Genomic DNA, 14,886 nt, shown 5'->3' with positions numbered 1-14,886 from the left:
GTCGACTTCAGCCGCCCTCTGAGCCGGGTCAGGTGAGGACGGCAGGCTGGCGGTAGTCGCCGAGCAGGCGCACCGTCGCTCCGCGGTCGGCGGCGATCTGGACGAGGTTGTCCAGGTTGAGGGGTCCTGATCAACGGCATCCTCCACACCCCGACCCGCTGGCTCCAGACCCGCTGGTCCGGGCCCGCTGGCTTCAGAGGTGGACGGGCAGGTGGCGGGGTCCGCGGAGCATGGCGTTCTGCCGGTAGGGGGGCGGGTCCTGGACCAGGCGTGCCGGGCCGAGGCGGGGGATCAGCGCACCGAGCGCGGCCTCGGCTTCGATGCGGGCGAGTGGTGCGCCGTAGCACAGGTGAATACCGCTGCCGAAGCCGAGGTGTTGGTTGTCCGGGCGGGTGGGGTCGAACCGGTCCGGCGCGTGGAACCGCTTGGGGTCGCGGTTGCCCGAGGCCAGCGCGAGCACGACGGTGGCGCCTTGGGGGACGGTGGTGCCGCCGACGTCGATGTCGGCGAGGGGGATGCGCTCGCGCATGTGGACCGGGGGTTCGTAGCGCAGCAGTTCCTCCACCGCTCGCGGCAGCAGGTCCGGTTCGCGACGCAGCCGGTCCAGCTGCTCGGGCTGACGCAGCAGGGTGAGCACCCCGTTGGCGATCAGGTTCACCGTGGTCTCGTGTCCGGCGATGAGCAGCAGCACGGCGGTTTCCGCGAGTTCTTCCTGGGTGAGCCGCAGGGCCGGGTCCGGTTCGTTGACGAAGGCGGAGAGCATGTCGTCGCTCGGATTGCCACGGCGCTTCTCGGCGAGGCCCGCCAGGTACCGGCCCATCTCGCCCCGCGCCTGTTCGCCCGCCTGGTCGCCCGCCTCGTCCCGCTCGGAGGAGTCCTCTTCGGGCCGGACGTCGGCGGACGCGACGATCGCGTCGGACCACGCCCTGAAGAGCGGCTCGTCCTCACGCGGCACGCCGAGCAGGCGGCAGATCACCGTGACGGGCAGCGGGTAGGCGAGGTCGTCGACGATGTCGATCCGGCCGCCCGCCTGGAACGGCTCCATCAGTTCCCCGGTGAGCCGGACGATCTCGCCGCGCATGGCATCGACCCGGCACGGGCTGTGCGGGGGGCCGAACGGCCGCATGGCCAAGGTGCGCAGTCTGTGGTGCTCCGGGTCGTCGAGCCGCAGGAACGGCGGCTTGTGCGTCGTCTCGCCACAGGTGCGGGGATCGACGCTCATCCGTGGATCGTGGAGCAGGGCGGCGACCTCGTGGTAGGTGCCGATCAGGTAGCTGCCGTCTGCCTGCCGCACGACGGGACCGGCCTCGCGGAGTTCCGCGTACAGCGGGTAGGGGTTGGGGCGGTTCGCGTAGTCGGTGATCCGTGCCAGCAAGGTGTCGGAGTCCATGGTGGCTCCTCGTCGTTGGGCGGGACGTGGGTCAGCCGCGGGGCTGCACCACGGTCAGTCGACGGTCGGGCAGGTATCCGGTGAGCGCCACGGTGGGGCCGTGGGACAGCCCCTTCGGATCCGGCACGTCGGACGGAATCGGGATGTCCGCCGCGAGCGCGCGGTCCGCCGCGCCGGGCGGGGGCGGGAACGGCGCAGCCGTCTCGATCAGGTGCCGGTAGTAGTCGAGCGACTTGGCCATGTCGACGGTGACCGCCGCGGTGACCCGCCCCTGGTAGCCGTAGACCATCGCCAGACGGCGCGCCTCCAGAGAACCCTGGGCGATGACCACGTGGTCGGAGAAGGTGGGCACGCCCACCGACTTGATGTTGAGCCCGAACTGGGTCGACCAGAACGTCGGGAGGGCGAGGTGCGGGCGCCGCAGGGGCCCTGGACTGACCATGTTGTGGGCCGCCACCCCGGCCTGTTCGACCGCGTTCCCCCAGTGTTCGAGGGAGAGCATCTGGTAACCGAACAGCGGGTGGGGGAAGCGGGAGACGTCGCCGGCGACGAAGACGTCGTCAGTGACGATTCCGTACATGTTGAAGGCGCGGCACCCGGCGTCGCAGGCGATTCCGCGCGGGCCCGCCGCCAGTCCGGAATCCGCCAACCACTCGACGTTGCGGACCGCCCCCAGCGCGACGACGCACACGTCCGCCTCGACGCGGCTGCCGTCGGACAGCTCCGCGCCGGTGAAGCCGCCGCCGTCGTCCCCGCGCAGGGCGGTGACCGTCACGCCGGTGCGCAGGTCCACACCGTGGTTGCGCTGCATGGCGGCCGCGAGTTTCGCCAGGGTGCCGCCGAGCGCGCCCACCAGAGGTGCGGGACCGCGTTCGGCGACGGTGACGTCCAGTCCGCGTTCCCGGCAGGCCGAGGCGATCTCCGAACCGGTGAAGCCGCCGCCGATCACCAGCACCCGCCGTGGCCCGGCAGCCAACCGCTCGGCCAAACCGCCGGCGTCCTCGCGGGTACGCAGGGTGAACACCCCGTCCAGGGCGGCCTCCTGCGAATCGGGCCAGGGACGCGCCCGGGTCCCGGTGGCGATCAGCAACCGGTCGTACGGCAGCGACTCGCCATCGGCCAGCATCACCCGCTTCCCCAGGGGGTCCAGGCCGGTGGCGCGTACGCCCAGCCGCCACTCGGCGTCCGGATCCCGGCGCATCGGCAGCCCGGTGGAGTCCGCCGCAGCATGGCCCAGCAGCACCTGCTTGGACAGCGGCGGCCGGTCGTAGGGCGGATGAGGCTCGTCGCCGACCACGGTCAGTGAGCCGGTGAAGCCCTCCTCCCGTAGCGCCTCCGCGGCCCGCAACCCGGCCAGCGACGCGCCGACGACAACGATCCGGCCCTCGCTCTGGTCACCGGCCATCAGCGCTCACCTCCTCACCGAGGAGGATGGCCTGGACCGGGCACGCCGCCGCGGCCTGGCGCACGCGCTCGACCTGGTCGTCGGGGACAGCCGGGGCGTACAGCAGTCCCTCCTCGCCGTGCAGCTGGAACACCTTCGGCGCGAGGAACACGCACTGTGCGTAGCCCTGGCAACGCGTGAGGTCCACAACGGTCTGCATCCCCACCACTTCCTCTGCCGCCGTACCCCCTCTCTTCCAGCATGGGACGAGAACCGGACGCGCGCAGCACGGGCCGAGAACCGGGCGCGGGCGCGGCAACCGCTCGGGGACCCGCAGGTGCGCAGTCCGCGTCGAGCTGTCCACCGGCAGCGCTCCGACCAGCCGGCGTGCGGCACCGCGATCGAGCGGCGGGCGGCGGGCGGCCTGGGCGCGGCGCGCCGCCTGGGGAGTGCGGTGATCCGGGGTTTCGGGAGAGCGGGGCGTGGTCGAGCCCGGCGTACCTGTCGCGGGGAGCGCAGGACCGGCTTCAGTCCCTGTCGGGGGCGTGCAGCGCGAGGGTGAAGCTGAAGCGGTCGCCGCGGTAGAGGGTGCGGACCTGTTCGAGGGGGTGGCCCTCGGCGTCGCGGCTGCGGCGGTGGAGCAGCAGCATGGGCAGGGCGGGCGGGGTGCCGATGAGCAGGGCTTCGCGGGGGGTGGCGAGGACGGTCTCGATGCGTTCGTCGGCACCGCCGAGCCGCACGCCGCACTCGCGCAGGTACCCGTAGAACGAGCCTTCGGGGTCGAACTCCCGCTCCAGGCGCGGAACTCGGGCGACGGGGACGTAGGTGGACTCCAGGCCGACGCGTTCCTCGTCGGCGCGCAGGACGCGTTCCAGGTGCCAGAGCGGTTCGCCTTCGGGGACGGCGAGGCGCTGGGCCATGGGCGGGTCGGCGGGGAGGCGGTCGAGGGTGATGAGGGTGCGGCCGGGGCGCAGGCCCTGGCGGGTGACGCCTTCGGTGTAGCTGGCGAGGGAGAGCGGCTGTTCGATCTTGGGGCCGGCGACGACGGTGCCGCGACCCTGGCGGCGCAGGCGGCCTTCGAGGAGGAGGTCGCGCAGGGCCTGCCGGACGGTGGCGCGGGCGACGTGGTGGCGTTCGGCGAGGTCGGCTTCGGTGGGCAGGCGCCCGCCGGGACCCAATTCGGCGATGAGGTCTTCGAGTTGGGCCTTGACCAGGTAGTACTTGGGCACCCGGCCGTGGTCGGGGACGCCGGAGCGGGCGGGGGCGACGGGGGACCGGGGGGTGCCGTGGTTCACCGCGCCACCTTATCGAGCGGCGGTCCGGCGCCATCGTGTGGCGGTTCGGCACCCCTGAGATCACGGAATGGTAACCGGTCTGGACTGAATTTCGGCGGTTGTTCATACAACCGTGGATCCGGGGAGGGCTCCTCCTCGTACGGGCGCCCCATCCTCGGTGCCGGTGCAACCGCACCGCGTCGCCCCCTAGTTGGGAGCCCCCGTGCGCATCCCCCGCTCCATCCGGACCGTCACCGCGGCCACCGCCGTAGCCGCCGTGCTGCTGCCGTCGGCGCCCGCCGACGCCGCCCCCGCCGCCCCCGCCTACAAGGGCCTGCCGGACGGCACCAAGCAGACCAAGACCCTGGTCATCGGCGTCGACGGCACCCGCTACGACAAGCTGGCGGCCACCGACGCGCCCAACCTCAAAGCGCTGATGGCCGGCGGCATGACCGCCACCAGCAACCTGTACGCCAACCCGCTGGCGCCGACCCTGTCCGGGCCGGGCTGGTCGACCATCGCCACCGGCGTGTGGCCCGACAAGCACCAGGTCAAGGACAACGCGTTCACCGGCGCCCGGTTCGACCAGTACCCGGACTTCGCCAGCCGCCTGGAGGCCGCCGACCCGGCCGCCTCCACGCTGGTGATCGGCTCGTGGAACCCGATCACCGGCAACGTCTTCAACGGCAAGGCGGACCTGCGGATCGCCGAGAACGAGAACGACGCCAAGACCGCCTCCGACGCCGCCGACTACCTCGCCCACGGCAACCCGGACGCCGCCTTCCTGCACTTCGACGGGATCGACGAGGCCGGGCACGCCTCCGGCGGCGCCAGCGCCCAGTACGCGGCCGCCATCCACACCGTCGACGCGCTCGTCGGCCAGGTCGTGCAAGCCGTCAAGTCCCGCCCCACGTACGGCTCGGAGGACTGGCTGATCGTCGTCACCACCGACCACGGACACACCGACGCCGGCGGGCACGGCGGCAACAGCGCCAACGAGCGGCAGACCTTCGTGATCGCCGACGGCGCCGGCTACCCGGCCGGCTCCCGGCGCTACGACGTCAAGCCCGTGGACATCGCGCCCACCGTCCTCAAGCACGAGGGCGCGGCGATCGACCCCTCCTGGCGCCTGGACGGGCAGCCGATCGACGAGATCGCCCCGGACGCCTTCGACGCGCTGCGCCCCGCCCTACAGGGCCGGGCGGACGAGACGGGCATCCCGGCCGCGGTCCGGGGCTGGACGCACACGCCGCCCAGCGGCTGGAGCATCGACAACTCCCGGATGCCCGGCGGCGGGGTGACGGAGTGGCGCGGCTGGGCCTTCGCCACCGACGAGTTCTGGAGCGCCACCCAGCTCGGGCAGGGCCGGGAGACCAACGTACGGGCCCGCAACGTCTTCGCGGTCGCCGACTCCGACGAGTGGGACGACAAGGCGCACGGCGCCGGCCAGTTCGACTCCACCCTGGTCAGCCCGGCCTACCCGGTCGCCGGCCTCGGCCGGGCCGTGCTGTCCTTCGCGACGAACTACAAGGTCGACGGCCCGCAGACCGGCGACGTGTACGTGGTCTTCGACGACGGCGCCCCGCAGCTGGTGAAGTCCTACCGCGCCGACCTGAACACCGTCGAGCACCTGCCCGTCACCGTGCCGGCCGGCGCCACCACCGCGCGCCTGCAGTTCCGCTACACGGGCACCAACAGCGCCTTCTGGACGGTCGACCAGGTCTCCTTCGGCTCCTGACACCACCACCGGCCTCCCGCCGCCCCGGCCCTCGGGGCGGCGGGAGGCGACGCCCACCATGCGGTACGGCGGCCTCCCGGAGCGGAGTTCGACTGTCAGACCAGGCAGAACTCGTTTCCTTCCGGGTCGGCCATCACCACGTGATCGGGCCTGCCGTCCAACTCCTCCTCGCTGACCACGGTCGCGCCCGCAGCGGTCAACCGCTCCACCGCCTCGACCACGCGCGGCCATCGCACCTCCCACGGTGTCTCACGGCCGCCACCGACCTGGACGTCCACGTGCACCCGGTTCTTCACCGCCTTCGGCTCCGGCACCTTCAGGAAGGACATGGTGGGGCCCACCCCCTCTGGATCACAGAGGTACGCGCCGTCATCCCACTCGTCCTCCGGGATCCCGTAGTGGGAGAGCCATTCCTCCCAACTCCCGAATCCCACAGGTGCGGGCTTCTCCGCATAGCCCAGCGCCAGTGCCCAGAACTCAGCCAGCTTCGCCGGGTGCGCGCAGTCGATCGTCAAGCTCCACCTGGTCGCCATGCGGTCCTCCTCCGGTCGGATGCCGCGACGGTACCGCGCACCTCCGACACTCGCGGCCGGTGAGCCGTCCGGTGGCGGCCGGCGCCGTCATGGCCCTCGGCGCGTGCCGGCCGGGCGGCCCCCCGACTGCCGGTACGGTACCGGCGTGACGGGAACTCAGGACACCGTGCTGGTGGTGGTCCGCGGTCCGAGCGGGGCGGGCAAGTCGAGCGTCGCCGCGCGGCTGCGCGCCGCGTACGGACGGGGCGTGGCCGTCGTCGCCCAGGACGTGCTCCGGCGCACCGTCCTGCGCGAACGCGACCTCCCGGGCGGGGCGAACATCGGCCTCATCGACCTGGTCGCCCGGCACGCCCTCGACCACGGCTTCCACACCGTCGTCGAGGGCATCCTCGCCGCCGAGCGCTACGGCCCGATGCTCGCCCGGCTCGCCGCCGACCACCGCGGCCGCAGCCACCTGTACTACCTCGACGCCGACTTCGACGAGACCGTGCGCCGCCACGCCACCCGCCCCCAGGCCGCCGAGTTCTCCCCCGAGGACATGGCCGGCTGGTACCAGCCCCACGACCTCCTGCCCGGCGGCCTCGAACGCGTCGTTCCGCAGCACAGCACCCTCGACGAGACCGTCGAGCGGATCCTCGCCGACACCCGTCTCACCCCGCCATTTCGCCACCGGTGAGCGGCGCCACGACAGCTGAACCCGTCCCCCGCAGGAGGCCGGGGTACGGAACGGCCCCGCCCTACCGGCGGTGGCGGCCGGTAAGTGGTCGGCGCGGTCGGCGCGGTCGGCGCCGCTGACGTAACGCGCGGGGCGCGGGCGCGGTTGCCTACGCCATGATCACGATCACGTGAATCTTGTCGAAACAAGATCATTATTTGATGATCCTTTGGCGTCATTTGACCCCATCTTTGATCTTGCCGCCCACTCCTATGCTCCGAGAGCGCCGTCGAGCGACGGTGTCTCAAGGAGTCGATATGAACAGACGGATGACCACACGACGCAGACCCGGCAGGCCTGTTGGCATGCGGGCGGTGAGCGGGTCGCTGGCCCTCGCCGTGGCGGTGTCGCTGCTGGCCGGGTCCGAGACGGCCCTCGCCGCGTCACCGAGCGCGGCGGCGAAGGCGGGCAGGGGAGCCGGGCAGTGGGCCACGTCCGCCGCCGACGTGCCGTCGGCGAGGGTCGCCGCCCGGCTGTCCGGGCAGCGGGTGGAGGCGCTCTCCGAGCGTACGGAGACGTCGACGACGTGGGTGAACAAGGACGGTTCGCTCACCACCGAGCTGTTCGCGGGCCCGGTCCGCTTCCAGCGTGACGGCCAGTGGGTGGACGTCGACCTCGGCCTCCAGGCCGGCGCGGACGGGTCGGTGGCGCCGAAGGCCCACCCGAACGCGCTGCGGCTCGCCGGTGCCGGCGGCACCCGGGCGAAGTCGCTGCTCCACGCGCAGGCGGCGACCGCGGACGACGCCCGCACCCTGGTGACCCTCGGACAGGGCGACCAGCAGGTCGAACTCCAGTGGCGCGGCGGCCTGCCCAAGCCCGCCCTGGACGGCACGAAGGCCACCTACCGGGACGCGATCGCGGACGGCGCGGCCGACCTGGTCGTGGAGGCCACCCGGACCGGCTTCGAGCAGTACACGGTGCTCAAGCAGCGCCCGAGCGCCGCCGGGTTCTCGTACACGATGCCGCTGAAGGCCGACGGCCTGAAGGCCGAGGTCCAGCCGGACGGCGGCGTGCTGTTCACCGACAAGCGCACCGGCGAGCGGCGGGCCGTGCTCCCGGCGCCGGTGATGTGGGACGCGACGGCCGCCGCCGAGGGCTCCGGCGAGCACGCCCGGCAGGCGAAGGTCGGTCTGAAGGTCGTCCAGCGCGGCGACGGCATCGACCTGGTGTTCACGCCGGACGCCGCGTTCCTCGCGGACCCGAGGACGCAGTACCCGGTGACGGTCGACCCTTCCACCACGGCCCTCGGCAACGTCTTCGACACCCGGGTGCAGCAGGGCGAGACGGTCGACTGGTCGGCCGACACCGAGATCTACTGGGGCAACTCCGGCACCAAGAACGCGGACGGATCCTCCCGCCAGGCCCGGTCGTTCATCAACTGGAACACCGCGCCGATCGCGGACGCGCTGATCACCAACGCCAGCCTGTCGCTGTACAACTTCCACTCCGGCAACAGCGACTGCCAGCCCTACGCGTGGGACATCTGGGACACCGGCCTCGCCTCGACCGCCTCGCGCTGGACGGCGCAGCCCTCCTGGAACGCCAAGAAGGCCACCGGCACCGAGACCAAGGGCCGGGACGCCTGCGGCGGCGACGGCTGGATCACCGCGGACGTCACCAACCTGGTGCAGACCTGGACGTCGGCGAAGAACACCACCTCGGGCATGGGGCTGCGCGCGCCGGACGAGACCAACACCAAGTACTGGAAGGAGGTGAACTCCGCCAACGCCGCGACCAACGTCCCGAAGCTGACGGTGACGTACAACTACCGCCCCCGGACCGGGACGGACCAGCAGGCCGGCTCCCCGTTCTACAAGGACGCCGCCGGCACCTGGTGGGTCAACTCCACCACCCCGACGCTGCGCGACACCTTCGTCGACCCGAACAACGACAAGGTCGACGGCACCTTCCAGATCTTCGACGCCGCCACCGACACCCAGGTGGGCAACGTCCTGGTCTCCCCGTACGTGCCGAGCGGGGCCCCGGCCTCCGTCAAGGTCCCGGCCGGTGTGCTGGCCAACGGCAGGACGTACAAGTTCCGCACCTCCCCGTACGACGGGCTGCACTACAACAACAACTGGTCGGCGTGGGCCACGTTCACGGTCGACACCTCCGCCCCCTCGGCGCCCGCCGCGCTCTCCTCCTCCGACTACCCCTCGGGCCAGTGGGTCAAGGGCCCCGGCCAGGCCGGTTCCTTCACCGCGACCCCGCCGGCCGGTGACCAGAACGCCCTGGAGTGGACGCTCGACGGCGCGACCTGGACCAAGGTCGCGACGAACGGCTCCGCCGCGCCGGTGACCTTCACCGTGACCCCGGCCAAGGCCGGCACCAACACCCTCCAGGTGCGGGCGGTGGACCGGGCGGAGAACAAGTCCGAGGCCCGTACCCACACCTTCCAGGTCGGCGCGGGCGGTGTCACCTCCCCGAACGACGGCACCCGCACCGCGGCGCGCCTGCCGCTCACCGCCGAGGCCGACGCCGCCCGGTACGACCAGGTGGCCTTCTCCTGGCGGCGCTCCGACGCCGACGCCTGGACGCGGATCCCCGCCGGCGACATCACCAACGGCGGTGCCGCACTGGCGGCCTGGCCCGTGCCCCTCGCCGCGGGCAAGAGCCCGGCGCTCACCTGGAACGCCACCTCCACGGTGACCCCGGACGGCACCGTCCAGCTCCGCGCGGACTTCACCGGGCCCGGCGCCGCGGCCGTCTCCTCCGAGCCGGTGCGGGTCGTCGTCGACCGCAAGGCCGACGGCGCGGCGACGGAGAACGTCGGCCCGGGTGCGCTGAACCTGCTCACCGGCGACCTCAGGGTCCCGGCCACCGACGTGTCGCTGTTCGGCATGACGGTCGGCCGCACGCACTCCTCGCGTGACCCGCGGGCCGCCGCCGGCCAGGACGGCCAGGCGGCGGTCTTCGGCCCCAACTGGGTGTCCAGCGTGTCGTCGAGCCTGTCCGCCTCGGAGTACACGGAGATCCGCAGGACCTCCGGCACCTCGCTCAGCGTGATGGCCGCCGACGGCTCCGCAGTCTCCTTCACCTCGAACGCGGCCGGCAACGGCTGGGCGCCCGAGCCGGGCAGCGAGGACCTCACCCTGAGCGGCTCCTTCGGCGCCGACTTCACGCTCTCCGGCACCGAGGGCACCGTCACCACCTTCGCCAAGGCCGATCCGGCCGCCGCCACCTGGACGGTGACCTCCACGCTCCAGGGCGGGCTGGCCAACACCACCACCAGCGTGGTGTCGGAGACGACCGTGGTCGGCGGCAAGACGCTGGCCCGGCCGAAGCTCGTCATCGCGCCGACCTCCGCGGCCACCCCGGCGGTGTGCGCGGCGAACGTCGCCGCCAAGGGCTGCCGCGTCCTGCAGTTCGTCTACGCCACCGCGACCACCGCCACCGGCGTCACCACCGGCACCGAGTTCGGTGACGTCGCCGGGCAGGTCAGCGCGATCAGGCTCTGGAGCACCGCGCCCGGGGCCGCCGCGGCCACCGCCACCGACGTCGCCGTCTACCGCTACGACTCGGCCGGGCGGCTGCGCCAGACCTGGGACCCGCGGCTCGGCCAGAGCAGCCAGAACCAGTACGCCTACTACACCCAGGGCGCCGACGACGGCCTGCTCTCCTCCGTCCAGCTCGGCGGCACCCTCGCCACCTCGCTGGCGTACGGCACCGTCACCGCCAACCCGGCCGCGGGCCCGGGCATGCTGACGAAGACCTGGCACGACACCCTCGCCCCCGGCACCACGGGCACCGTGAACGGCACCGCCACCACCACCGTCGTCTACGGCGTCCCGCTCTCCGGCGCGAAGGCACCGGAGGACCTCTCCGCGCCCGCCGCCTCCGCGTGGGGCCAGAGCGACCTGCCGACCGACGCCACCGCGGTGTTCCCGCCGGACCAGGCCCCCGCCTCCAACAACGGCACCGACCTCGGCGCCGGCGACTACACCAGGGCGAGCGTCACCTACCTGAACGCCTCCGGCCGCCAGGTCAACCAGGCCACCCCGGGCCACCACGTCACCACCACCGAGTACGACAACCAGGGCCACCAGGTCCGCAGCCTGACCGCGGGCAACCGCGAGCTCGCCCTCGGGGCCACCCCCGCGGCCAAGTCCGAACTGGCCGACCTCGGCATCGACACCCTGCCCTCCGCCGAACGCGCCCGGCTCCTGTCGAGCAGCAGCGCCTACAGCGCGGACGGCCAGCAGGAGACCGACGTCTACGACCCGCTCCACCGCATCACCCTCGCCGCCGACGCCACCTCCGGCGCGACGGTCCTGGCGAAGGCCGGCACCCAACTGCCCGCCCGCCAGCACACCGTGAAGACCTACGACGAGGGCCGGCCGACCGACGGCACCGCCAAGATCAAGAACCAGATCACCCTCACCACCACCGGCGCCCGGCTCCGCGCCTGGCCCGACCTGCTGGTCGACGCCCGCCAGGACCGGACCACGTACAACTGGGCGCTCGGCGTGCCCACCGCGCAGATCAAGGACAGCGGCGGCCTCGCCCTGACCACCACCACCGGCTACGACGGCCAGGGCCGGGTCGTCTCGACCCAGCAGCCGGCCTCCACCGGCTCCGACGCGGCGGCCGGCTGGACCACCTACTACACCGCCGGCGGCACCGGCACCTGTGGCAACCGCCCCGAGTGGGCCGACCTCGTCTGCCAGACCGGGCCCGCCGCGGCCATCACCGGCGGCGGCGCCAACCCCGCACAACTGCCCACCAGGACAACTCAGTACGGGCAGTTCGGCCAGGTCACCCGCACCACCGAGACGGCCAACGGCGTCACCCGCACCACCGTGACCGACACCGACACGGCGGGGCGTCCCACCACCGTCACCGTCACCGACGGCCTCGGTACCCCGGCCCCCGCCGCCACCACCACGTACCACCCGGGCACCGGCGCCGTCACCCGCCAGACCTCCGCCACCGGCGGCACCATCGCCAAGGGCTACGACGAACTCGGCCGCCTGATCTCCTACACCGACGCCGACGGCGCCGTCACCACCACGGAGTACGACGCCCTCAACCGCCCCACCAAGGTCACCGACACCTCCCCCTCCACCACCACCTACACCTACGACACCGCCGTCGACCCGCGCGGCCTGGCGACCTCGGTGACGGACTCCGTCGCCGGCACCCTCACCGCCCGCTACGACGCCGACGGCACGCCGCTCACCCAGGGCCTGCCCGGCGGCTACACCCGGACCGACGACAAGGACCCGGCCGGCACCACCACCGGCCGCACCTACACCCGCGACAGCGACGGCCTCGTGCTGGTCTCCGACGGCATCACCGAGACCATCCACGGCCAGCGGGCCACCCACACCGGCACCCCCGGCGTCACCGCGGCCCAGACCTACGCCTACGACCGGGCCGGCCGGCTCCTCCAGGTCCAGGACACCTCGACCGACGCCGTCTGCACCACCCGCACCTACACCTTCGACCGCAACACCAACCGCACCGCGCTGGCCACCGCCGACGCCGCCCGCGGCCAGACCTGCACCACCACCGGGGGCACCGGCCAGACCAGCACGTACGACACCGCCGACCGCCTGGTGAACCCCGGCTACACCTACGACGCGTTCGGCCGCACCACCGCACTGCCCGGCAGCACCGTCGCGTACTACAACACCGACCTGGTGCAGCAGCAGACCAGCGGCACCAACCGGCAGAGCTGGACCCTCGACTCGGCCCAGCGCTTCCGCGCCTGGACCACCGAGACCAACACCGCCGGCGCCTGGGCCCAGACCGGTCTGCGGACCAACCACTACGGCTCCGACACCGACAGCCCCCGCTGGATCACCGAGGACACCGCGGGCACCCTGACCCGCAACGTCACCGGCCCCGCCGGCACCCTCGCCGCCACCACCGCGAAGACCGGCGGCACCGTCCTGCAACTCGCCAACCTGCACGGCGACATCACCCTGCGGCTGCCGCTGGACACCGCCGTCGCGCCCACCGTCCTCGACTACGACGAGTACGGCCAGCCGCGCACCGGCCAGCCCGGCACCCGCTACGCCTGGCTCGGCGACAAGCAACGCTCCGACGAGACCCCGAGCGCCCTCACCCTCATGGGAGCGCGCCTCTACAACCCGGCCACCGGCCGCTTCCTCTCCCCCGACCCGGTCCAGGGAGCGAGCGCCAACGCCTACGACTACTGCAACGCCGACCCGGTCAACTGCACCGACCTCAACGGCCGGATGCCCGGCTGGCTGAAGGCCGCGCTCAAGGCCGCCGTCGCCCGCGCCGTCCAACTGTCCGTCACCGCGGCCGTGGCCGCCTGGATCCCCTTCCTGGCACCCTGGGCGCTCCACATCGGCAACTGCGCCGGCGGCGCCTGCGCCGGTGTACTGTTCGGGAGCGGCGGCTGGAAGCAGCGCATCGTCTGGGCCGTCGCCGGCTGCCTCGCGGGTTTCGTCTTCGACCGCGGCGTCTCCCAGCGGATCGTCGACAAGGTGATCGGCGTGGTCAGGAGGTTCGTGTGACATCCACGGAGTCGGCGGAGTCTGCGGAGTCGGCGGAGGAACCGGCAGCGCGCCGGGCGAGCCCGCTGCGCCTCGCCGCGACCAACGGGGCCTGGCTCGCCCCGTCCTTCCTCGCCGCCTACCTGCTCGCCGACCGCCTCACCGCCGACGCCACCGCCCGCACCTGGTGCACTCTGCTCCTCGCACCGGTGATCGGCCTGGCCCTGCGTGCCGCGGCCACCCTCGTGGCCCGCCGCCGGCGGGCGCGGACCAGCCGCCGCTAGGCGAACGCACACCCTGCAACAGGCCGACCCGCCGGTGCCACCGGCGGGTCGGCCTGTTCCGTGCCTGGTCCACAGCCGCATCCGACCGGATTCACTCCGCCCTGCCGCCGACCGGGAAATGCTCACCGGACGGTCAGCCGACCACAGGCCGCGTACGGCGCGCGGCGCGGGCAGGCACCTCCACCACGGTGAACCAGACCAGGACCGCGCACAGGAAGGCCGCCGCGGCGAAGAACAGCGGTCCCGGGACGGAGTCGTCCCGCGCGCCGGCGGCGAGCGCGGCCGCCGCCGACAGGACGAGGGCGACGGCCGCCAGCGCACGAGGGCTGCGCGCGACCCCCGGTGCGGCGGAGGACGGCAGCAGCCAGAGCGCGAGACCGTAACAGGCGCAGCCCAGCAGCGCGGCCCCCAGCACGTCGCTGGGCCGGTGGTGGTAGAGCGCCTGCACGGCAGCGGCGGTGACGGTGAGCCACAGCATGCCGACCGCGGTGACGTAGGGGCGCAGGCGCGGGGAGGCGACGAGGGCGGCGCCGAGGACCAGCCCGATGGGGACGGCCGCGTGCCCGCTGGGGAAGCTCACCTCGGTGAGCATGTCGGGCGCGTTCACCAGGTCGGGGCGGGGCAGGAGCATCTTGCTGCACACCTCGGTGCCCCCGAACGTGCCCAGGACGACCCCGATCGCCGCGCAGCCCTGCCACCAGCACCGCCGCACCAGCGCGACGACCACGATCACGGCCATCCCCACGACCAGGGTGGGAAGGGCCGTGAACTCCAGCGGCGGCATGGCCGCCGAGTCGTAGACCGACCCCGACCAGTCGTAGATCCACGCCGGTTCGCCGCCGTTCCCGTTCATCAGGGAGTTCTCCCCCCGCTGCCCGAACGGGGTCCAGACGGCGAGCAGGTAGACCGCCACGAACCCCAGAGCGCACAGCAGAGCCGGCAGCCACGGCCGTATCGACCGCGAAGGGCCCCCTCCGGCCGGGGCCCCCGGGGCCCGGCCGGGAGCGTCCGGCCCGGGTGCGGACAGGGCCGGGTGATCTTGCTGAGTCATCACTGTCTTTCTGCTCGCAGCTCTGGGAACCGCGAGCCCTGGTCGTAGAC

The 14,886-nt window shown here is 73.0% G+C and carries 10 protein-coding genes; 4 read left to right on the top strand and 6 right to left on the bottom strand.

Translation table 11 applies throughout. The annotated features are described in order from the left end of the window. Positions 1 to 193: 193 nt before the first annotated feature. The 4 genes from AB0O19_RS15270 to AB0O19_RS15255 form a co-directional block, all read right to left on the bottom strand. Complete coding sequence (locus AB0O19_RS15270) at positions 194 to 1,390, bottom strand: cytochrome P450 (protein WP_363619811.1); 1,197 nt, start codon at positions 1,388 to 1,390, stop codon at positions 194 to 196. 31 nt (positions 1,391 to 1,421) lie between these two features. After that, positions 1,422 to 2,795, bottom strand: a complete 1,374-nt coding sequence (locus AB0O19_RS15265) for an FAD-dependent oxidoreductase (protein ID WP_363619809.1) — start codon at positions 2,793 to 2,795, stop codon at positions 1,422 to 1,424. Next, the gene (locus tag AB0O19_RS15260) at positions 2,785 to 2,994 is read right to left on the bottom strand and encodes a ferredoxin (RefSeq protein WP_363586205.1); all 210 of its coding nucleotides are present in this window, start codon (positions 2,992 to 2,994) and stop codon (positions 2,785 to 2,787) included. Before AB0O19_RS15260 ends, AB0O19_RS15265 begins: the two co-directional genes overlap by 11 nt. A 307-nt stretch (positions 2,995 to 3,301) precedes the next feature. After that, positions 3,302 to 4,069: a GntR family transcriptional regulator gene (locus tag AB0O19_RS15255; protein WP_363619807.1), complete on the bottom strand. Its 768-nt coding sequence runs from the start codon at positions 4,067 to 4,069 to the stop codon at positions 3,302 to 3,304. 202 nt (positions 4,070 to 4,271) lie between these two features. On the opposite strand from AB0O19_RS15255, the gene AB0O19_RS15250 reads away from it, so the two are divergent. Then, complete coding sequence (locus AB0O19_RS15250) at positions 4,272 to 5,786, top strand: alkaline phosphatase family protein (RefSeq protein WP_363619805.1); 1,515 nt, start codon at positions 4,272 to 4,274, stop codon at positions 5,784 to 5,786. A gap of 95 nt (positions 5,787 to 5,881) precedes the next feature. On the opposite strand, the gene AB0O19_RS15245 is transcribed toward AB0O19_RS15250, so the two are convergent. Beyond that, the gene (locus AB0O19_RS15245) at positions 5,882 to 6,319 is read right to left on the bottom strand and encodes a VOC family protein (protein ID WP_363586200.1); all 438 of its coding nucleotides are present in this window, start codon (positions 6,317 to 6,319) and stop codon (positions 5,882 to 5,884) included. A gap of 145 nt (positions 6,320 to 6,464) precedes the next feature. Between AB0O19_RS15245 and AB0O19_RS15240 the strand changes: the two genes are divergently transcribed. The 3 genes from AB0O19_RS15240 (at position 6,465) to AB0O19_RS15230 (ending at position 13,785) form a co-directional block, all read left to right on the top strand. Then, positions 6,465 to 6,995, top strand: a complete 531-nt coding sequence (locus AB0O19_RS15240) for an AAA family ATPase (protein ID WP_363619803.1) — start codon at positions 6,465 to 6,467, stop codon at positions 6,993 to 6,995. A gap of 308 nt (positions 6,996 to 7,303) precedes the next feature. Next, positions 7,304 to 13,522, top strand: a complete 6,219-nt coding sequence (locus tag AB0O19_RS15235) for a DNRLRE domain-containing protein (RefSeq protein WP_363619801.1) — start codon at positions 7,304 to 7,306, stop codon at positions 13,520 to 13,522. Beyond that, positions 13,519 to 13,785: a hypothetical protein gene (locus tag AB0O19_RS15230; RefSeq protein WP_363619799.1), complete on the top strand. Its 267-nt coding sequence runs from the start codon at positions 13,519 to 13,521 to the stop codon at positions 13,783 to 13,785. Before AB0O19_RS15235 ends, AB0O19_RS15230 begins: the two co-directional genes overlap by 4 nt. 133 nt (positions 13,786 to 13,918) lie before the next feature. Here the strand turns inward: AB0O19_RS15230 and AB0O19_RS15225 are convergent, their stop codons facing one another. After that, the gene (locus AB0O19_RS15225; protein WP_363619797.1) at positions 13,919 to 14,836 is read right to left on the bottom strand and encodes a phosphatase PAP2 family protein; all 918 of its coding nucleotides are present in this window, start codon (positions 14,834 to 14,836) and stop codon (positions 13,919 to 13,921) included. Positions 14,837 to 14,886 lie beyond the last annotated feature (50 nt).

Source organism: Kitasatospora sp. NPDC091276, from assembly GCF_040684355.1.
GTDB lineage: Bacteria > Actinomycetota > Actinomycetes > Streptomycetales > Streptomycetaceae > Kitasatospora.
This window is presented reverse-complemented; position numbering and strand designations above follow the sequence as displayed.

Excerpts from the sequence above, each read along its gene's own strand:
- AB0O19_RS15270 (WP_363619811.1), bottom strand. The coding sequence starts at position 1,390 with ATGGACTCCGACACCTTGCTGGCACGGATCACCGACTACGCGAACCGC.
- AB0O19_RS15265 (WP_363619809.1), bottom strand. The coding sequence starts at position 2,795 with ATGGCCGGTGACCAGAGCGAGGGCCGGATCGTTGTCGTCGGCGCGTCG.
- AB0O19_RS15260 (WP_363586205.1), bottom strand. The coding sequence starts at position 2,994 with ATGCAGACCGTTGTGGACCTCACGCGTTGCCAGGGCTACGCACAGTGC.
- AB0O19_RS15245 (WP_363586200.1), bottom strand. The coding sequence starts at position 6,319 with ATGGCGACCAGGTGGAGCTTGACGATCGACTGCGCGCACCCGGCGAAG.
- AB0O19_RS15235 (WP_363619801.1), top strand. The coding sequence starts at position 7,304 with ATGACCACACGACGCAGACCCGGCAGGCCTGTTGGCATGCGGGCGGTG.
- AB0O19_RS15225 (WP_363619797.1), bottom strand. The coding sequence starts at position 14,836 with ATGACTCAGCAAGATCACCCGGCCCTGTCCGCACCCGGGCCGGACGCT.